The organism is Streptomyces sp. NPDC001493 (genome assembly GCF_053597235.1).
Genome location: NZ_JBSFHV010000010.1, coordinates 49003 through 69656 on the forward strand (window position 1 = coordinate 49003; position 20654 = coordinate 69656).

Here is a 20654-nt window from a genome sequence, read left to right on the forward strand (position 1 = left end):
CCCATGGCACCTACTCTCGTCCCCGAACCCGCCACCGGCGGCTCCGCCGGCGCCGTGCCCGCGCCGCCGCGGGCACGGCGCCGGGCCGGAGCGTTCACGTCCGTTCCGCCGGCCGTGGTGGTGGCGGGCACCCTGCTGCTGCTCATCGTGCTGGTCGCGGTGGCTCCCGGCCTGTTCACCGACGTCCCGCCGTCCGCGATCGATCCGCTCGACGCGCTGAAGGGGCCGAGTTCCGCGCACTGGCTCGGGACCGACCAGCTGGGCCGGGACCTGTTCTCGCGCATCCTCCACGGCGCCCGGCCGTCCCTGCTGCTGGGCTTCGGCTCGACGGTCATCGCGGTCACCGGAGGGGCCGTGATCGGTCTCGCCGCGGCGTTGGGCGGCCGGGCGGCCGACGGCATCCTGATGCGGCTGGCCGACATCCTGCTGGCGCTGCCCGGACTCCTCCTCGCGCTGCTGGTGGTGACCGTGCTGGGCACCGGCACGGTCAACGTCATGCTGGCCATCGGCATCGCCTTCGTCCCCGGCTACGCGCGGCTCGTCCGCGCGGAGGCCCTGGTGGTGCGCCGCTCCGGTTACATCGAGTCCGCGGTCGCCCTCGGTCTGCCGCGCCGCCAGATCGTGCTGCGGCACGTCCTGCCGAACGCCCTGGCGCCCCTGCTGACCCTGGCGACGGTGGGGTTCGGCACCGCGCTGATCTCCGCCTCCGGGCTCAGCTTCCTCGGCCTCGGCCCCGCCGCCCCCTCGCCCGAATGGGGGGCGCTGCTCTCCGCGGGGCGCGACTTCCTCCAGACGGCCTGGTGGATCGGCGTGTTCCCCGGCGCGGCCGTCACGACGACGGTGATCGCCGTCAACGTGGTCGGCCGCTACGCCCAGCAGCGCTTCACCCGGAGGTCCGACCGATGAGCCCCACCGTGTCACCGCTGCTGACCGTCGAAGGGCTGGACGTCACCTTCCGGCGCGACGGGGAGGTACGCGCCGTGCGTGACGTCTCCTTCTCGCTGGACCGGGGCGAATGCCTCGCCGTGGTCGGGGAGTCGGGGTCGGGCAAGAGCGTGACCGCCCGCACCCTGCTCGGGCTGACCGGGAACCACGCCTCGGTCTCCGCCCGCAGGCTCGAATTCGACGGCACCGACCTCTCGGCCCTCTCCGAGCGTCAGTGGCGTGCCGTGCGGGGGCGCCGCATCGGCCTGGTGCTCCAGGACGCGCTGGTCTCGCTCGACCCGCTGCGCACGGTGGGCGCGGAGGTGGGCGAGACGCTGCGGGAGCATGCGCTCGCCGCCGGTCCCGAGGTGCGGGAGCGGACGCTCGCGCTGCTGTCGGAGGCGGGCATCCCCGATCCGGAGCGGCGGGCGGCGGAGTATCCGCACCAGTTGTCCGGCGGGCTGCGCCAGCGCGCGCTGATCGCCTCCGCGCTGTCCGGGGCGCCGGAGCTGCTGGTGGCGGACGAGCCGACGACGGCGCTGGACGTGACCGTGCAGGCCCAGGTGCTGGAGCTGCTGGGCCGGCTGGTCGGCGAGGGGACGGCGCTCCTGCTGATCAGTCACGACCTGTCGGTGGTGGCCAGGCTCGCGGACCGGGTCGCGGTGATGTACGGCGGCCTGGTCGTCGAGCAGGGGCGGGCCGCGGACGTGCTGGAGGAACCCCGGCACCCGTACACCCGGGCCCTGCTGGCGGCGGTGCCGACGGTCGGTTCCAAGGGCCGCGCGCTCTCGGTGGCCGCCGCGCGCCGTCCCGCCGCCGGTCCGGACGGCTGCCCGTACGCGGCCCGCTGCCTGCTGGCCGACGACCGGTGCCGTACGGAACTCCCGGCGGCGGACGCCGGCGGGGACGGGCACCTGACGCTCTGCTGGCACCCCGGCGAGACGGTCCCGCTCGCGAGCCCGGACGCCTCCCGGCCCCGGGCGAAGGCGACGGCTGCGACTACGGCGACGGCTGCGGCTGCGGTTCACCGGGAGGGGGTCGCGGGTCCGGCGCTGCTGGAGGTGGCGGGCGTCTCCAAGAGTTTCCGGGCGCCCGGCGGGGGGTCCTGGACCGCGGTGCGCGACGTCTCGTTCCATGTAGCCGCGGGCGAGACCCTGGGGCTGGTCGGCGAGTCCGGGTCCGGCAAGACGACGACTGCGCGCATCGCGCTGGGCCTGGTGGAGCCGGACGAGGGCTCCGTACGGTTCGAGGGGGAGGCGTGGAGCGGCCTGCCCGAGCGGGCCCGCCGTGACCGGCGCCGCCATGTCCAGGTGGTCCACCAGGACCCGCTCGGCTCCTTCGACCCCCGGCACACCGTGCGGCGGATCATCGCCGAGGCCGCGGCCAGGGCGGGCATTCCGCGCGGGCGGGCCCGGGCGGCGCGGGTCGCCGAACTCCTGGGCCAGGTCGGCCTGTCGGCCGCGCTCACCGACCGGCGCCCGCTGCAGCTCTCCGGCGGCCAACGCCAACGGGTGGCCATCGCCAGAGCGTTGGCCACCGAGCCCCGTTTGATCGTCTGCGACGAGCCGGTCTCCGCGCTCGACGTGTCGATCCAGGCGCAGGTTCTCGACCTCCTGGCGGAGCTCCAGCGGGAGTTGGGTCTGGCCCTGCTGTTCATCTCGCACGATCTCGGCGTCGTCCACCACGTGAGCGACCGGGTCATCGTGATGAAGGACGGAGGGCTGGTCGAGTCGGGGCACGTGGAGCAGATCTTCGACCGGCCCGCCCATCCGTACACCCGCGAGCTGCTCGCCGCGCTGCCCCGGCCCGACCGGGCCCGGGCGGCCGAGCGCGACCAGGAAGGGGCTCGCGCATGACGGCCGGGCTCGACACCGACCTCTGGATCCGGCGCTTCCACCCCTCCCCCGGAGCCGGTGCCCGTCTGGTGTGCTTTCCGCACGCCGGCGGGTCGGCGGGCTTCTGGTTCGCGCTCTCCGCGATGCTCCACCCCCGGGTGGAGGTGCTGGCCGTGCAGTACCCGGGGCGCCAGGAGCGCCGGTCGGAGCCGCCGGCCGAGGACATCGGGAGCCTTGCCGACGCGCTCGCCGGGGTCCTCGCGCCCCGGTGGGACGAGCCGCCCGCGTTCCTCGGCCACAGCATGGGCGCGGTGGTGGCGTACGAGACGGCCCGCCGGCTGTCCGCGGCCACCGGTACGGGCCCCGCCGCGCTCTTCGTCTCGGGTCGCCGCGCCCCGTCGACGCGCCGCGAGGAGACGCTCCATCTCGCCGACGACAAGGCGTTGCTGGCGGAGATCGTGCGGCAGGGCGGCACTCCGGCCGCCCTGCTGGAGGAGCCGGAGCTGGTGGAGATGATCCTGCCCGCGCTGCGCGGCGACTACCGGGCGATCGAGCGCTACCGGTACCGCCCCGGCACCGCCCTCGACACCCCGGTCACCGTGCTGACCGGCACCGACGACCCCAAGGTGACGGCCGAGGAGGCGCGGGCCTGGCAGGGCCACACCACCGGCCCCACCGAGGTGCTGACCTTCACCGGCGGCCACTTCTTCCCCCTCCTGCACCAGGACCGGATCGCGGCGCTGATCCAGGAACGTCTGCTGCCCGGGGCCGCACCGCCGCGGCCCCGGCCCTGACGCCCTCGCCGGTCCCCACCCGAGAGCAGATGTCCGAAATGCGCGCGACGCGGCTGCGTCGTCGAGATGTGGAGCTTGCTGTGGTTTTTGTCGAGCGTGAGAACCAGTTGACGCGACTTCGAGAGCTGCTGGCCGACTGTCTCGGCGGACGAGGGAGCGTCGTCGCCGTGAGCGGCCCGGTGGCCGCCGGAAAGACCGAACTGCTCCACGTCTTCGGCGAGATCGCCGGCCGTGAGGGCGCGGTGGTACTGCACGCGGCGGCCAGGTGCTCGGAGCAGGACGTACCGCTGGGCGTCGTCGCACAGCTCTTCGGGCGCGAGCACTTCGCGCCCGAAGAGCGTACCCGGGCCCTGCACCTGCCCCAGGAATGCGGCGAAACGGCGTCCTGCGACGCGGACCTGCTGTCCCCGGGCCCGACACCGACGCATGTCGGCCAGATCCACTGGGACCTGATCCGCTCGTTGTCGGAGCGCACGCCGGTGGTGGTCGCGGTCGACGACCTGCACTTCGCCGACCCCGCGTCGCTGAACTCCCTGATCCACATGGGCGGTCTGCTCCGCGCCGCCCGGGTTCTGATCGTGGTGACCGAGTCCGATCCACCGACCGACGGAGACGCGACGGAGCGCGCCTGGCGTACGCCGCTGCTCCGGCAGCGGCACTTCACCCGCGTGCGGGTCCGTCCGCTCTCCGTCGCGGCCACCGGACGGATGCTCGCGGGACTTCCGGGAGGCGTCCTCGCGCCGGGCACCACGGCCACCGCCTGGCACCGGCTCAGCGGCGGGAACCCGCTGCTGCTGCGCGCGCTCGCGGAGGACTGGTACGAACGGCCCGGCGGCCCGGCGGCCGCGCGGGAACCCCGTGCGGGGGCGGAGTTCGGCAGAGCGGTGGACGCGTGCGTACGCAGGGCGGGGCGCCGGTTCCGTGACGCGGCCCGGGCGCTCGCCGTACTGGACGCCTCCGGCTCGCACCACCGCCTGGCGCGTCTGCTGGGTCTGCCGCAGTCCGAGGTGGACGAGACGCTGGGGGCCATGGACGCCATCGGCGTCCTGGACGAGGGCCGCTACCGCCACCCCGCCGCGGGCGCCGCCGTACTGGCCGGCATGCCCTCCGCCGACCGTGCGTCGCTGCACCGGGACGCGGCCCGGCTGCTCCACGGGGCGGGGGATCCCGCGTCCGCGGTCGCCGTCCATCTGCTGGCGGCCGGCCACGGCGACGAGCCCTTCACCTTCCCGGTGCTGCTGGAGGCGGCCCGCGGCGCCCTGCGCCGGGACGACACGGGGTTCGCGGAGGCGTGCCTCGACCTGGCGTCGGAGGCCTGCTCGGACGAGGAGCAGCGGGTGACGGTCACCATGCTGTGGAGCCTCATCGACTCCCGGAGCGACCCGGACACGGCCTGCCGCAGGCTGAGGCCGCTGGTGGAAGCGTTGCGTGAGGGCCGCCTGACGGGGTGCCAGACCGTCTCGCTGCTCGGGCGGTTGCTCCGGAACGGCAGCGGGGACGAGATCGTTCTGGCGCTGCGGCAGCTCGAACGGTTCGTGGACACACTGGACGCTGGTTCCGCGGCCGAATACCTCGCCGCGCGGGAGTGGCTGCGCGCCTCCCACCCGGCACTGCTGCGGGAGACCGACTCCCGGTTCCGTACCGCACGGCCGGCGGCACGGAACGTCGGGAGCGCGCGTACCGGGAGGTCCGAGGCGGCCCGGGCGGCGGAAGGCACGCCGAAGCGGATGGCCGCCGTGCTGAACGCGCTGCTGCGTTCGGGCCCGGACCAGGACAGCGTACGGAGCGCCGAACTCGCTCTCCAGTCCACTCCGTTGGACGACGAAGGGTTCGACTCGCTCCATCTCGCACTGTCCGTGCTGGTCTACGCGGACCGTTCGGACCTGGCGGTGGACTGGTGCGACGCGCTGATCCGGGAGGCCGAGGAACGGGACGCCCCTGCGTGGCAGGCGACATTCGCGGCGGTCCGGGCGGAGATCGCCGTCCGCCAGGGCGACGCACGGCTCGCGGAGCAGACCGCCCGACAGGCGATGTCCCTTATTTCTGTGGGAAGTTGGGGTGTTCTGATCGGTTCGCCACTCTCCAGTCTGCTGCTCTCCGCCACCGCGACGGGCACCGTGCCGGAGACCGGGGTCCCGCGCACGTGGAATCTGCCCGAGCAGTTGTTCCAGACACGGTTCGGTGTCCAGTACCTCCACGCGCGCGGCAGGCAGCGGCTCTCGCTCGATCTGCTGCACGCCGCACTGGACGATCTGACGCGGTGCGGACGGCTGTTGCGGGAGTGGGACATCGACCAGCCCGCGTTCGTACCGTGGCGGAGCGACGCGGTGACGGCACTGCTGCGGCTCGGCAGGACCGACGAGGCGCGGCGTCTGGCGTCCGAACAGCTGGCCCTGGTCTCTCCCGCGCAGCCACGGGCCCGGGGAACGGCGCTGCGGACGGCCGCCTCCGTGGCGGATCCGAGGCGGCGCGCGGTGCTCCTGCGGGAGGCGGTGGACCTGCTGGGCGCGGCCGGTGACCGGCTGGAACTGGCGCGTGCCCTCGCCGATCTGAGCGCGGTCCACATCCGGGCGGGGCAGAGCGGCCGGGCCCGGATGGTCGCCCGGCAGGCCCGGGAGATCGCGGAGGAGCAGGGCTTCGCCCCGCTGTCCCGGCGGCTCGCCGCGCAGGAGTCCCGGGCGGTGAAGGACGACCGGGACACCGGTGTCACGCTGCTCAGCGGTTCGGAGTCGCAGGTGGCGGCGCTCGCGGTGGCCGGCCACTCGAACCGCGAGATCGCCGAGAAGCTGTTCATCACGGTCAGCACGGTGGAGCAGCATCTGACGCACGCCTACCGCAAGCTCCGGGTGAAGGGCCGGGCCGACCTTCCGAGTTCGCTGCGGGAGCACGGCCGGTCCGAGCAGCCCGCCGCCGGCCGGGCGCGTGAGCTCACGCGCCCGGCCGGGGGTCAGGCCACTTCCGGGGCGGGGAGCACCGGCAGTCCGAGCAGCCCGCGCAGCGTGTCCGCCTCGTAGGAGGTCCGGAACGCGCCCCGGGCCTGGAGTTCGGGCACCAGTTCCCGGGTGATGGCGTGGAGGTCGTGGGGCAGGGCGCCGGGGCGCAGGCGGTACCCGGACAGCCCTGCCTCCTGCCATTCCAGGAGCAGGTCGGCGACCTCCGCGGGCGTCCCGGTGATGATCTCGGCGTCGGAGGCGTAGGTGCCGCCGTGCTCCTCGTTCAGACGGGCCAGGCGTTCGGCCGCGCGGCCGGGGGCGCTGTCGAGGAAGACCACGAGGTCCCCGAAGACGTGCACCTTCTGGTCCGCGCGCCCGGCCGCCGCCTGCTCGGCCCTGATCTCCTCGACGGTCGCCCGTGCCTCCTCGGCGCTGTGCGGGGTCACCGAGACGACGTCGGCCGAGCGCGCCCCGTACCGGTACGGCAGGGTGATGTGGGCGACGGTGAACACGACCGGGTGGCCCTGGGGGGCGCGGGGGGCGAGGGACGGCGAGTCGATGGTGATCCAGTCGCCGGCCGCGCCGCCGAGGGGCTCGATCTCGGTGAAGCTGCCGTGCGGGTCCGGGTCTGCGGGGGCGAAGCGGCCGGGCGCGGCGATGTCGCGCAGCGCCTTCTCGTCGTCCACGCCGTCCCAGAGGGCACGTACGACGCGTACCAGGTCGGCGGCGCGTTCGAAGAGTTCCGCCATCGGCGTCTGCACCTCGGGGGTGAAGATGTCGGCGATCACGATCGGCCGCGCGGGGGTGACCGGGGTGCGCCAGCCGGCCCGGCCGTCGCTGAGGTGGTCGAGGGTGGCGATCGCCTTCGCGACGTTCGTCGGCTGGGCGTGGTCGGTCACGACGCTCGGTATCAGTCCGATGCGCTCGGTGCGCGCGGCCAGCGCCGAGGCGACGAGGACGGCGTCCAGACGGTGGTTCACGTGCCCGGCGGGGCGCTTCGGCGGGTCCTCGACCGTGACGAAGTCCAGCAGTCCGCGTTCGGCCTCCTGGGCGAGGGCGGTCCAGTGCGCCAGGCCGAAGAGGTTCCCGGCCGGGGCGTCCGGCCCGGTGCCGGCCGCCGGGTGCCAGCCGACGTTGTCCAGTGCCACGGCGAGGTGCAGCGGCTGTCGTGCGGTCATCGTGTTCTTCTCTCTCGTGTCTTTCGGGGTGCGGGATGCGGTGGATCGGTGCGGTGGATCGGGGGCGGGTCCGGTCGCCGTGCCGGGGCCGGCGTGCGGGCTCAGTCCTGGGAGCTCAGCCACCTCTCGACGGCCGCCGCGGTGGTCGCCGAGTGCTCCTCCAGTACGGAGAAGTGGTCGCCCGGGACGTCGGTGGTGTCGTGGGGCAGCCGCCAGAAGGCGCGGGTGTCCCGGCCGGAGTCGTCCGGTGTACCGGGGAGGGGGGCCTCGGCGCGGAGCAGCAGCGTGGGGGTGGTGACCGACCGGGGCTGCCAGCTGCCGAAGGTGGTGAGGTAACTGCCCATCGTGGTGATGCCGTTGTCGGTGAGCCCGAGGTCGAAGGCGTCGAACCGGTCGACCATTCCGTTGATCATGGCAGGCATCCACCACTCCATTCCCGGCAGGGTCGCGGTGTCCATCGGATAGGTGTCCACCATGGCCAGGCCGGTCGGCGGGGTACCGCGCCGTTCGAGTTCGGCGGTCACCGCATGGGCGACGCAGCCGCCCAGGGACCGCCCCAGCACGGCGAACGGCCGCTTGCCGACGAGGCGTTGCACCGCGTCGGCCTGCATCGCCACGAAGGTCTCCGCCGAGTCGGGCAGGGCACTGTCTTCGGGGTAGCCGGGCGCGGGGACGGCGAGGACGTCCCGTACACCGGCAAGCGCCTGGCCGAACCGGGCGTACTCGTGCGGGCCGGAGAGGGCCGTGAGGGCGGGGAAGCAGACCAGCGCGGTCCGCGCGTCGCCCTGCGCCAGCACCACGGGTTCGGCCGCGTGCCGGGTGCGGTCCACCGTACCGAAGGTGTCCCTCAACCGGGATGCCGCGATGGCCACTTCGGTGGCGGCCTTGATCTCCTGGGCGGCGCACAGCCGCAGATAGAGCGTGGTGAGGGGCCCTTCGGCGGGTGCGGCGGGCTCCTTTCTCGCCCGGAGAAGATCGGCCAAGTGCCGTGCGAGCGAAGCCGGTTCGGGATAGCGGATGGTGAGGGCCCCGCCGAGCGCCAGACCTGTGCGGGCGGCGAGCCTGGTGCGCAGTTCGACGGCGGAGAGGGAGTCCAGGCCCACTTCGACGAAGACCCGGTCGGGGGCGACCGCGTCGGGGGACGTGTGCCCGAGTACCGCGGACACCTCCGCCGTGACGAGGTCGAGCAGCGCGGTGTCGAGTGCGGGCCCGGACAGTTCCGCGTGCCGGTCGGCCCAACTCCTCACGGTCGCGGGCGACTCGGGCTCGGCGAGCGGGGACGCGGCGGCGGCCTGGCGGGTCACGGTGGCGTCGAGCCAGTGGCGGCGGCGCTGGAAGGGGTAGGTGGGCAGGTCGACCGTGCGGGGCCGCGAGCCCTCGAAGACGGCCCGCCAGTCGACCGGCACCCCGTGGGCGTGGAGGCGGGCCAGCGCCGTCAGGAGCGTCGCCGCCTCGGGCCGGCCGCCGCGCAGCAGGGGGACGAGCACGGCGGGCGGTTCCGCGTCCGGGTCCTGGGCGGTCAGGATCTCGGCGGTCAGCCCGGTGAGGACGGAGTCCGGCCCGATCTCGACGAACCGGGTCACCCCCGAGCCGCGCAGCTCCCGGACCAGATCCAGGAAGCGGACCGGCCGCCGGGCGTGCTCGGTCCAGTGGTCGGCGGTGCCGAGTTCCCCCGCCGCGGCGGGAGCGCCCGTCAGGTCGGAGACCACGGGGATGCCGGGCTCCTCGTACCGCAGTGCCTTGGCCGTACGGTGGAACTCGTCCAGCATCGGGTCCATGCGGGGCGAGTGGAAGGCGTGGCTCACCCGCAGCCGGGACGCCCTGCGGCCACGCTCCTTGAAGCCGGCCGCCACGGCGAGGACGGGTTCCTCGTCACCGGAGACGACCACCGAGCGGGGGCCGTTGACCGCGGCGATCGCGACCGTCCCGCCCAGTCCGGCGAGCGCCTCGGCAGCCTCCTCCTCGGTCGCCTCGACCGCCGCCATCGCTCCGCCGGGCGGCAGCGCCTGCATCAGCCGGCCGCGTGCCGCGACCAGGACGGCGGCATCCTCCAGGGAGAGCACCCCGGCCACCTGTGCGGCGGCGAGGCCGCCGATCGAGTGCCCCGCGACGACGTCGGGCCGCACCCCCCAGGTGTCCAGCAACCGGAAGAGCGCGACCTCCACGGCGAAGAGGGCGGGCTGCGCGTACTCCGTGCGGTCGAGCAGCTCGCCGTGGCCGGCGAGGAGCACGACGTCGCGCACCGGGTGGGCGAGGTGGCCGGCGCATGGGCGGTCGAATGCGGCGGCCACCTCGTCGAAGGCGCGGGCGTAGGCGGGGAACCGCTCGTACAGCTCCCGGCCCATGGCGGCCCGCTGGCTGCCCTGTCCGGTGAAGAGGAAGGCGGTGCGCCCGGTGCGGGCCACGCGCGGAAGGTCTTCCCCGGCGCCGACGACGGCTGCCGAGGGATGTCCGTCGGCCAGGGCCCGCAGGCCGGCGAGGAGCTCGTCCCGGTCCCCGGCCACCACGGTGGCGCGGTGCGGGTGCGCGGTGCGGGCGGTGGCCAGCGACCAGGACACGTCGAGCGGGTCGAGGCCGGGGCGGGAGTCCAGCAGCTCCGCCAGCCGGGCCGCCTGGTCCCGCAGCGCCGCCGCCGACCTGGCGGAGAGCAGCCAGGGGAGCACGCCGGAGGTACGGGGCGCGGGAGCCTCGGTCTCCGGCCCGCTCCCGTCCGGGGAGGGCGCGGCCGGGGCCTCCTCGACGATGACGTGGGCGTTCGTCCCGCTCACGCCGAAGGCGGAGACTCCGGCCCGGCGGGGGCGTCCGGTCTCGGGCCACGGCCGGGCCTCGTCCAGCAGCCGTACTCCGCCGCCCGCCCACTCGACGTGCGGGGTGGGTGTGCCGGAGTGCAGGGACTGCGGGAGGACGCCGTGCCGGATCGACTGCACCGCCTTGATCAGTCCGGCCACTCCCGCCGCGGCGGCCGTGTGGCCGATGTTGGACTTGAGCGAACCGAGCCAGAGCGGGGCGTCCTCGGGCCGTCCGGTGCCGTAGACCTCCTGGAGCGCCTGGGCCTCGATCGGGTCGCCGAGGATGGTGCCGGTGCCGTGCCCCTCCACCAGGTCGACGTCGTGCGGCGCGAGACCGGCCGCGGCCAGCGCCTGCCGCACGACCCGCTGCTGAGCGGGACCGTTGGGCGCGGTCAGGCCGTTCGACGCGCCGTCCTGGTTCACCGCGGAGCCGCGTACCACCGCGAGCACCGGGTGCCCCAGGCGCCGCGCGTCCGACAGCCGCTCCACCAGCAGCAGCCCGACCCCCTCGGCCCAGCCGGTGCCGTCCGCCCCGGCGCCGTACGCACGGCACCGGCCGTCCGGCGAGAGCCCGCGCTGGCGGGAGAACTCCACGAAGCCGGCGGGGGTGGACATCACGGTCACCCCGCCCGCGAGGGCGAGGTCGCACTCCCCCGAACGCAGCGCCTGTACGGCCAGGTGGAGCGCCACCAGCGAGGAGGAGCACGCCGTGTCCACCGTCACGGCCGGGCCCTCGAACCCGTACGTGTACGAGATGCGCCCCGACGCCACACTGGCGAGGTTGCCGATGCCGAGGTACCCCTCCAGTTCGGCCGGTACCTCGGCGAGCCGGTGGTGGTAGTCCTGTGCGGTCAGGCCGACGAAGACGCCGGTTCGGCTGCCGCCCAGGGTGTCCGGGGCGATGCCCGCCCGCTCGAACGCCTCCCACGAGGACTCCAGCAGCAAGCGCTGCTGCGGGTCCGTCGCCAGCGCCTCGCGCGGGGACATCCCGAAGAACTCGGCGTCGAAGTCGGCCGCGTCGTGCAGGAATCCGCCGTGCCGGGCGTAGCTGGTGCCGGGGTTGGCGGGATCGGGGTCGTAGAGCGCGTCGAGGTCCCAGCCCCGGTCGGTGGGCCACGGGGTGACGGCGTCGCCGCCGGCGGCCACCAGGTCCCACAGGGCGTCGGGCGAGTCCACCCCGCCGGGGAGCCGGCAGCTCATGCCGACGACGGCGATCGGCTCCCTCAGGCCGGACTCGACCTCGCGCAGGCGCTTGGCGGTCTCCCGGTTCTCGGCGAGCGCGCGCTTGAGATAACTGCGCAGCTTCTCCTCATCGGCCACGACCGGCCACCTCCTCCATGGTCCTCGTGTGCGGGTCGGATTGCTTCGCGGTCGTGCGGAGCGAACGGTCGTGGGTCATCGCGCCTCGTTGTCCATCAGCTCGAAGAGTTCGTCGTCGGTGGCCGCGTCCAGGTCGATCTCCTCGCCCTCCTCCCGGTCGGGCGCGGCCCGGCCGGTGTCCCACCGGGACACCAACGCCCGCAGACGGGACAGGAGTTCGGCGGCGTCCGGGTCGAGCGGGTCGGCGCCGGGCACGGCCTGTTCCAGCAGGGCGAGGGCGTCCGTCGCCGAACCGCGTTCCCCGGCGGGGGAGTCGGGCAGCAGGCCGGCGAGGTGCGCGGCGACGGCGGCGGGTGTCGGGTGGTCGAAGACCAGGGTCGCGGGCAGTCGCACGCCGACGGCGGCGGCCAGCCGGTTGCGCAGATCGACGGCGGTCAGCGATTCCAGGCCGAGCCCCTTGAAGGCGTGGTCCGCGCCGATCTCCCCGGCGTCCTCGTGCCCGAGCACCTCGGCCGTCTGGCGTACCACCAGGTCGAGCAGGGCCTCGGTGCGGGCGGCGGGTGCCAGGGCGGCGAACCGCGCCCCCGGCCCGGCCTGTTCGTGGTCCCCGTCCTGGCCGCGGCCGGGAGTCCCGTCCGAGGCTCCGGCCTGCGCAACGGTCCCGGCGAGCGGACCGGCGGCGGCTGTACCGGCGTCCAGCCAGTAGCGCCGGCGCTGGAAGGCGTACGTGGGCAGCTCGATCCGCTCCACACGCTCCGACGGCCCCGGCAGCAGGCCCTCGAACGCCGGGGACCAGTCCACCTCCGCACCCCGGGCGTGGACGACCGCGGCCGAGGTGAGGAACCGGTCGAGTCCGCCGTGGTCCCGCCGCAGCGTCTCGGTCACCGCGACGTCGGCGGCTGCCGTCCCGTCCACGGTGTCCTGGATACTGCCGATGAGCACCGGATGGGGGCTGACCTCGATGAAGACGGTGTACCGCTCGGCGAGCAACTCCTCGACGACGGGCGCGAACCGCACCGTCTGCCGGATGTTGCGGTACCAGTACTCCGCGTCGAGCTCCCCGGGTCCGGCGAGCGCGGCGGTGACCGTGGACCAGAGCGGTACCTCGCCCGTGCGGGGCGTGACGAAGGCGAGCCGGTCGAGGAGTTCGTCCTTCACCTCGTCGATCACCGGCGAGTGCCCGGCGACCGTGGCCGCCCTGATCCGGCGGGCCCGCTCGCCCCGCGCCTCGCACTCGGCGAGCAGTTCGTCCAGGGCGGATTCGTCACCGGCGACCACGGCGGCCGAGGGGCCGTTGACGGTCGCCACCGAGAGCCGTCCCGGCCAGGCCGCGATCCGGCGCTCGACCTCGGCGAGGGGCAGCGCCAGCGAGGCCATGCCGCCCTTCCCGACGAGCCCGGCCAGGATCAGGCTGCGCTCGACGACGATCCGGGCGGCGTCCTCCAGGGTGAGGATGCCCGCCACGCAGGCGGCGGCGACCTCGCCCTGGCTGTGCCCGACCACCGCGTCCGGCCGCACGCCGTACGCCTTCCACTGGGCCGCGAGCGCCACCAGCACGGCCCACAGGGCCGGTTGGGCCACGTCCACCCGGTCCAGGGTGGGGGCGCCCTGGACCTGGCGCAGGACGTCGGTGAGCGACCAGTCGACCAGGGGCTCCAGCGCCCGGGCGCACTCCTCGATGCGCTCGGCGAAGGCCGGTGCGGTGTCGAGCAGGCCCTCGGCCATCCCGGCCCACTGCGAGCCGTGGCCGGGGAAGACGAAGACCGTGCGGACGCTCTCGGTCGCGGTTCCCCGGACGAGGTTCCCGGCGGGTTCGCCCCGCACGAGCGCGTCCAGGCCGTCCGCGAGGCCGCCCGGGCCCGCGGCGACCACGACCGCCCGGTGGTCGAAGTGCGAGCGGTCGGTGAGGAGCGCGTGGGCGGTGCCGGCCGGGGCACGGTCCGGGCGGTCCAGCGTCGCGAGGAGGCGCGCCGCCTGGTCGGACACGGCTTGCGGGGTCCGGCCGGAGAGCACCCAGGGCAGCGGGGAGCCGGCGCCGGTGGGCGCGGGCCCTTGCTCCGGAAGCTCGGCGGGGGCGGCGGGCTGTTCGAGGATGACGTGCGCGTTGGTGCCGCTCACGCCGAAGGAGGAGACGCCCGCGCGCAGCGGCCGGCCGTCCGACTCCCAGGGCCGTTCCTCGGTGAGGAGGCGTACCCCGCCCGCTTCCCAGTCCACGTCGGGCGAGGCCGCGTCGACGTGCAGCGTCCTCGGCAGGACGCCGTGCCGCATGGCCTGCACCATCTTGATGACCCCGGCGACCCCTGCGGCGGCCTGCGTGTGGCCGATGTTGGACTTGAGCGAGCCGAGCCAGAGCGGCCGGTCCTGGGGCCGTCCGGCGCCGTACGCGGCCACCAGTGCCTGGGCCTCGATCGGGTCGCCCAGGGTGGTGCCGGTGCCGTGCCCCTCGACCGCGTCGACCTCGTGCGGGGTGAGGCCCGCGGTGGCCAGCGCCTGCCGGATGACCCGCTGCTGGGCGGGGCCGCTGGGCGCGGTCAGGCCGTTCGACGCGCCGTCCTGGTTCACCGCGGAGCCGCGTACCACCGCGAGCACCGGGTGCCCCAGGCGCCGCGCGTCCGACAGCCGCTCCACCAGCAGCAGCCCGACCCCCTCGGCCCAGCTCGTGCCGTCCGCCGAGGCGGCGTACGCCTTGACGCGGCCGTCCGGGGCGAACGCCCGGTGCCGGGAGGTGGCGACCATGCCGGACGGCGAGGCCATCACGGCGACCCCGCCCGCGAGCGCCAGGTCGCACTCCCCCGAACGCAGCGCCTGCGCCGCCAGGTGGAGCGCCACCAGCGAGGAGGAGCACGCCGTGTCCACCGTCACGGCCGGGCCCTCGAACCCGTACGTGTACGAGATGCGCCCCGACGCCACGCTGGCCGCGCTGCCGTTGTGCAGGTAGCCCTCCAACTCCGCGGGTAGTTCCCGCAGTCGGGACGCGTAGTCGTTGTACATCACGCCGACGAAGACGCCGGTACGGCTGCCGCGCAGGGTGTCCGGGGCGATGCCCGCCCGCTCGAACGCCTCCCACGACGACTCCAGCAGCAAGCGCTGCTGCGGGTCCGTCGCCAGCGCCTCGCGCGGCGAGATGCCGAAGAAGCCCGCGTCGAACTCGGCCGCGTCGTGCAGGAATCCGCCGTGCTGGGTGTAGGTGCGGCCCGGCTCGTCGGGGTCCTCGTCGAAGAGCTTCTCGTTGTCCCAGCCCCGGTCGGTGGGCCACGGGGTGATGGCGTCACCGCCCCGGGAGACCAGGTCCCACAGGTCGTCGGGCGAGGCCACGTCGCCGGGGAGCCGGCAGCTCATGCCGACGATGACGACCGGGTCGTCCGTGTCCGGGGCCGGTGCGGCCACGGGGGCGGAGGCAGCGGACCCGGGTTGTTCGCCGAGAAGTTCGGCGAGGAGGAAGCGCGCCAGGGACTGCGGGGTGGGGTGGTCGAAGACGAGCGCGGGGGACAGCCGCAGCCCGCTCGCCGCGCCCAGCCGGTTGCGGAGATCCACGGCGGTCAGCGAGTCGAACCCGAGGTCCTTGAAGGCCCGGCCGGAGGCGATGGTCTCGCGGTCGGAACGGCCGAGGACGGTCGCCGCCTCCGCGCGGACCAGATCGGAGAGGAGTTCCTCGCGTTCGGCCGCACCGAGCGGGAGCAGCCGCGCCGCGAGGGTGGTGCCGCCCGTACCGGCGGCGGCCTGGCGGGCGACCGGCCGGCGGGTCCGTACGACGTCGCGGAGGACCGGCGGGATCTGCCCGGGGTCGGCGCCGTGCCGCAGGGCGAGGGGGACGAGGAGCGGGTGGTCCGTCGCTCCGGCCGCGTCGAGGAGCGCGAGGCCCTCGGAGGTGGCGAGGGCGCGGGTTCCGTGCCGGGCGTTGCGCTGGTGGGCGGTGTCGTCCAGGTGGCCGGTCAGCTCGCTGCTCTCGTCCCACAGCCCCCAGGCCAGGGAGGTCCCGACCAGGCCGTGGGCGCGCCGGTACGCCACCAGCGCGTCGAGGAAGGTGTTGGCCGCCGCGTAGTTGCCCTGACCGGGGACGCCGAGGACGCCCGCCGCCGAGGAGAAGACCACGAACGCGGAGAGCGGGGCGTCCCGGGTGAGCGCGTGCAGGTTCCACGCCGCGTCGGCCTTGGGGCGCAGCACGGTGTCCAGCCGGTCGGGGGTGAGCGAGGCGACGACGCCGTCGTCCAGGGTCCCGGCCGCGTGCACGATCCCGGTGAGCGGGTGGACCGCCGGGATGCCGTCCAGCACGGTCCGCAGGGCGTCCCGGTCGGCGGTGTCGGCTGCCGCGACGGTCACCTCGGCTCCCAGGGCGGCGAGTTCGGCCACGAACTCCGGTGCGCCCGGCGTACCGAGGCCGCGCCGACCGGTCAACAGCAGGTGCCGTACGCCGTGTTCGGTGACCAGGTGGCGGGCCACGAGTCTGCCGAGGAGCCCCAGGCCGCCGGTCACCAGAACCGTGCCCCCGGGAGGTCCGAAGCGCCATGTCCTGGTCGAGGGTGCGGAGTCGGGTACGGCGGCGACGAGCCGAGGGGTGCGCGCGGTGCCGGCGCGGAGCGCGAGCTGGCTCTCGCCCGCCTCGACGGCCGTCGCCAGCGCCGCGCGGAGGCCGGGGGACGTGCCCTGTTCGGCAGGTCCGGCCGGGTCGGTGTCGATGAGCAGGAAGCGGCCCGGGTGTTCGGACTGGGCCGAGCGCAGCAGGCCCCAGACGCCCGCCGTGGCGAGGTCCGGCGACTCGCCGTCGACGGAGACCGCGCCCGTGGTCACCACGGCCAGCGGGACGGCGTCCAGTTCGGGGTGGGAGAGCCAGTCCTGGACGAGGGCGAGCACTCGCTCCAGGCTCGCGCGGGCATGCTTCGGCGGAGGCGTGCCGTCCTCCGGCCGCCCTTCGGCGGGTACGCCGTACAGCACCGGCCCGGTCGGGGCACGGCCGGCCCGGACCGCGGCGGCGACACCGGCGGGGTCGCGGAACCGGACGGAGGCGTCCGGGTCCGCGTGGCGCGGTTCGGTGCCCTCGGGCAGGAGGACCGCGAGCGGCCCTGGCGCGGGGGCGGTGAGCGGCAGCGGGGTCCAGCCGAGCCGGTGGAGCCGTTCGACGGTCCCGGGGGCGGAGGAGGCGAGCCGCTCCGCCGCCACCGGGCGGTAGACCAGGGAGTCGAGGGAGACGACGGGCGTGCCCGCCGGGTCGGTGGCGTCCAGGGAGAGCCGGCCGTCGGCGGCGGGTGCGAGCCGTACCCGCAGGGCCGTCGCACCGGAGGCGTGCAGCCGTACCCCGTTCCAGGCGAACGGCAGCAGGACCTCGTCCGGTCCGGCCTGCGACGGGGTGACGAGGGCAGCCGCGTGGAAGGAGGCGTCGAGCAGGGCCGGGTGCAACCCGAACTCCCCTGCTGCCGAATCCTCTTCGCCGTCGAGCGCGACCTCGGCGAAGATCTCCTCGCCGAGTCGCCAGGCCGCGCGCAGCCCCTGGAAGCGGGGCCCGTACGCGACGCCGGACTCCGCGAGCCGGTCGTAGAGGCCGTCCAGCGGGAGCGCGGTGGCACCCGGCGGGGGCCAGCTGCCCGGCGCGCCCTGCGTCGGCGCGGGGCGGGACGTGCGGGAGAGGTGTCCGGCGGCGTGGCGGGTCCAGCCTTCGCCGTCCGCCGCGTCCTCCTGGCGCGAGTGGACGGTCAGCGCGCGGCGGCCGTCCTGGCCGGGCGCGGCGACGGCCACCTGGATCTGGCGGGCGCCGTCGGCCGGCAGCACGAGGGGCGCCTCGATCACGAGCTCGTCGACCGTGTCGCAACCGGCTTCGTCGGCGGCCCGTACGGCCAGCTCCACCAGGGCGGTGCCGGGGACGAGGACGCGGTCGAGCACCGTGTGGTCGGCGAGCCAGGGGTGGGTCCGGAGGGAGAGTCGGCCCGTCAGGAGCAGCCCGTCGCCCTCGGCCGGGCGCAGCGACGCGCCGAGCAGCGGGTGTCCGGCGTCGCGCAGGCCGAGACCGGGGGCGTCGGCCGCCTGGGCGGTGGTGCTCTCCAGCCAGAACCGCTGCCGCTGGAAGGGGTAGGTGGGCAGGCCGGAGAGGTCCGGGCGCGGGCCCGCGAGTACCGGACTCCAGTCGACGGCGGCCCCGTGGACCTGCGCTTCGGCCAGCGAGGTGAGGAAGCGGGCCGTGCCACCCTCGCCGCGGCGCAGCGAGCCGGTGACGACAGCGTCCGTGTCCGCCGCCTCTGCCGTCTCCTGCACGGCGGAGGTCAGCACCGGGTGCGGGCTGGTCTCGATGAACAGGTCGTGGCCCTCGGCGAGCAGCTTCCGGGTGGCCGGTTCGAAGAGGACGGTCCGCCGGAGGTTGGTGTACCAGTACTCCGCGTCCATCGTGGTCGTGTCGAGCCAGTCCCCGGTGACCGTGGAGAGGAGGGGGACGGTCGCGGCGCGCGGGGCGACCGGTGCGAGGGCGGTCAGCAGTTCCTCGCGGACCGTCTCGACCTGCGCCGAATGGGAGGCGTAGTCGACCGGGACCCTGCGGGTGCGTACGCCGTCGCGTTCGGCGGCCGCGATGAACTCGTCGAGCGCGGCGGGTTCGCCGGCGACCACGACGGCGGAGGGGCCGTTGACGGTGGCGACGGAGACGCGCCCTCCCCAGGGGGCGATCGCGGCCTCGGCCTCGCGCAGGGGCAGCACCACGGAGACCATGCCGCCGCCGCCCGACAGGGCGCCGATGGCCCGGCTGCGCAGGGCGACCACCCGGGCCGCGTCCTCCAGGCTCAGGGCCCCGGCTACGTAGGCGGCGGCGATCTCGCCCTGGCTGTGCCCGATCACGGCGTCGGGACGTACCCCGTACGACTTCCAGAGCTCGGCCAGGGACACCATGACCGCCCACAGTGCGGGTTGTACGACGTCCACCCGGTCGTGGCCGGGGGCGCCCTCCACCTCGCGCAGCACGTCGGTCAGGGACCAGTCGGTCCAGGGCTCCAGCGCCCGGGCGCAGGCCTCGATGCCGGCGGCGAACACCGTCGAGGTGTCCAGGAGTTCGCGGGCCATGCCGGTCCACTGGGAGCCCTGGCCCGGGAAGACGAACACGGTGCGGCGCTCACCCCCTGCCGTGCCCCGCACCAGCCCGGGCGCGGATTCCCCCGAGGCGAGCGCGTCGAGCCCGGCGAGCAACTCCTCGTCACCGGCGCCGACGACGACGGCGCGCTCCTCGAACGCGGTTCTTCCCGCGTCGAGTTCACGCGCGACGGCGGCCGTGTCCGGTCCGGTACGGAGGTACGCGGCGAGCTCGGCGGCCCGGGCGGCGAGGGCGGCCGGGGTACGCGCGGAGAGCACCAGGGGGACGGCGGCGGGGCGTCCGGGCTCCGGCTCGCGTCCGGGCTCCGGCTCGGCTTCGGGTTCGGGTTCGGGGGCCTGCTCCAGGATGATGTGGGTGTTGGTGCCGCTCATGCCGAAGGCGGAGACGCCCGCGCGGCGCGGCTCCCCGGTCTCGGGCCACGGCCGGTGGTCGTCGAGGAGGGAGACGGCACCCGACGCCCAGTCGACGTGCGGGGACGGCTCGTCCAGGTGCAGGGTTTTGGGGAGGACCCCGTGCCGCATGGCCTGCACCATCTTGATGACACCGGCCACCCCGGCCGCCGCCTGGGTGTGGGCGATGTTCGACTTCACGGAACCGAGCCACAGGGGCGCTTCCTCGGTGTGCTCCTGGCCGTAGGTGGCGAGCAGCGCCTGCGCCTCGATGGGGTCGCCGAGGGTGGTGCCGGTGCCGTGCGCCTCGACGGCGTCGACCTGCCCGGCGGTCAGCCGCGCGTCGGCCAGCGCCTGCCGGATGACCCGCTGCTGGGCGGGGCCGTTGGGCGCGGTCAGCCCGTGCGAGGCGCCGTCCTGGTTGGCGGCCGTACCCCTGATGACGGCGAGCACCCGGTGGCCGAGGCGGCGGGCGTCGGAGAGCCGCTCGACGAGCAGCAGCCCCGCGCCCTCGGACCAGCCGGTCCCGTCGGCGGCACCGGCGAAGGCCTTGCAGCGGCCGTCCGCCGCGAGTCCGTGCTGGCGGGAGAACTCCACGAAGGTGGAGGGGGTGGTCATGACGGTGACCCCGCCGGCCAGCGCGAGGTCGCACTCGCCGGAGCGCAGCGACCGTACGGCCAGGTGGAGGGCGACCGAGGACGAGGAGCAGGCCGTGTCGACGGTGACGGCGGGGCCTTCGAACCCGAAGGTGTACGAGATGCGGCCGGAGGCGACGCTCGCCGCGTTGCCGACGACGATGTAGCCCTCCAGATCCTCGGGGACCGCTCCGACCGGGGGCGCGTAGTCGTTGCCGTTGCTGCCCACGAAGACGCCGGTGCTGCTTCCGCGCAGGGTGTCGGGGCGGATGCCGGCCCGCTCGAACGTCTCCCAGGCCGTCTCCAGCAGCAGCCGGTGCTGGGGGTCGGTGGCCAGCGCCTCGCGCGGCGAGATGCCGAAGAAGTCGGTGTCGAAGTCACCGGGGGACGCGAGGAACGCGCCTCGCCGGGTGGAGGAGGTGCCGGGCCGGTCCGGGTCCGCGTCGAAGAGGGCCGAGATGTCCCAGCCCCGGTTCTCGGGGAAGTCGCCCACCACGTCCCCGCCTTCGAGGACCAGCCGCCACAGGTCCTCCGGGGAGTCGATCCCGCCGGGGAAGTGGCAGCCCATGCCGACGATGGCGACGGGTTCCTGGCCGCCCTCCTCGGCGTCGCGCAACTTCTTCCGGGTCTCGTGGAGTTCGGCGGTGACCCGCTCCAGGAGATACCGCATCCGGCTGTCGTTCATCAATCCACCCTTCGTGCGGAGTGCCCGGTACTGGGAAGGCCGAGCGGATCAGGCAGGGGGCGAGCGCCCGGGTCCGGGCGGTCGGTGGTGCGTCGTGGTGTCGTAC

6 protein-coding genes and 1 pseudogene are annotated in these 20654 nt (G+C 75.0%); 4 read left to right on the plus strand and 3 right to left on the minus strand.

Annotated elements, in window-relative coordinates; all coding sequences use genetic code 11:
* Nucleotides 1-3 precede the first annotated feature (3 nt).
* From ACWCWD_RS16410 to ACWCWD_RS16425, 4 genes are all read left to right on the plus strand, one after another.
* Nucleotides 4-906, plus strand: coding sequence for an ABC transporter permease (locus ACWCWD_RS16410; RefSeq protein ID WP_450773487.1), 903 nt, complete (start codon nucleotides 4-6; stop codon nucleotides 904-906).
* The gene (locus ACWCWD_RS16415; protein WP_450773488.1) at nucleotides 903-2780 is read left to right on the plus strand and encodes a dipeptide ABC transporter ATP-binding protein; all 1878 of its coding nucleotides are present in this window, start codon (nucleotides 903-905) and stop codon (nucleotides 2778-2780) included. The genes ACWCWD_RS16410 and ACWCWD_RS16415 overlap by 4 nt, the downstream gene beginning before the upstream one ends.
* On the plus strand, nucleotides 2777-3553 hold the full coding sequence (locus ACWCWD_RS16420; protein WP_450773490.1) for a thioesterase II family protein: 777 nt from the start codon (nucleotides 2777-2779) through the stop codon (nucleotides 3551-3553). The genes ACWCWD_RS16415 and ACWCWD_RS16420 overlap by 4 nt, the downstream gene beginning before the upstream one ends.
* A gap of 80 nt (nucleotides 3554-3633) precedes the next feature.
* Entirely contained in the window at nucleotides 3634-6567 is a 2934-nt protein-coding gene (locus ACWCWD_RS16425; protein WP_450773492.1) for an ATP-binding protein, read from the plus strand.
* Here the strand turns inward: ACWCWD_RS16425 and ACWCWD_RS16430 are convergent.
* The 3 genes and pseudogenes from ACWCWD_RS16430 to ACWCWD_RS16440 all read right to left on the minus strand — a co-directional run.
* Entirely contained in the window at nucleotides 6501-7664 is a 1164-nt protein-coding gene (locus ACWCWD_RS16430; RefSeq protein ID WP_450773493.1) for an LLM class flavin-dependent oxidoreductase, read from the minus strand. The genes ACWCWD_RS16425 and ACWCWD_RS16430 overlap by 67 nt on opposite strands.
* Nucleotides 7665-7765: 101 nt before the next feature.
* Nucleotides 7766-11773, minus strand: coding sequence for a type I polyketide synthase (locus ACWCWD_RS16435; protein WP_450773494.1), 4008 nt, complete (start codon nucleotides 11771-11773; stop codon nucleotides 7766-7768).
* Nucleotides 11774-12103: 330 nt separating this feature from the next.
* Nucleotides 12104-20551, minus strand: a pseudogene (locus ACWCWD_RS16440) (type I polyketide synthase); the annotation flags it as partial.
* Between the last annotated feature and the right edge of the window lie 103 nt (nucleotides 20552-20654).

Bases quoted from the DNA above. Each gene is read 5' to 3' on its own strand.
- ACWCWD_RS16410 (WP_450773487.1), top strand. From the start codon at position 4: ATGGCACCTACTCTCGTCCCCGAACCCGCCACCGGCGGCTCCGCCGGC.
- ACWCWD_RS16415 (WP_450773488.1), top strand. From the start codon at position 903: ATGAGCCCCACCGTGTCACCGCTGCTGACCGTCGAAGGGCTGGACGTC.
- ACWCWD_RS16420 (WP_450773490.1), top strand. From the start codon at position 2,777: ATGACGGCCGGGCTCGACACCGACCTCTGGATCCGGCGCTTCCACCCC.
- ACWCWD_RS16430 (WP_450773493.1), bottom strand. From the start codon at position 7,664: ATGACCGCACGACAGCCGCTGCACCTCGCCGTGGCACTGGACAACGTC.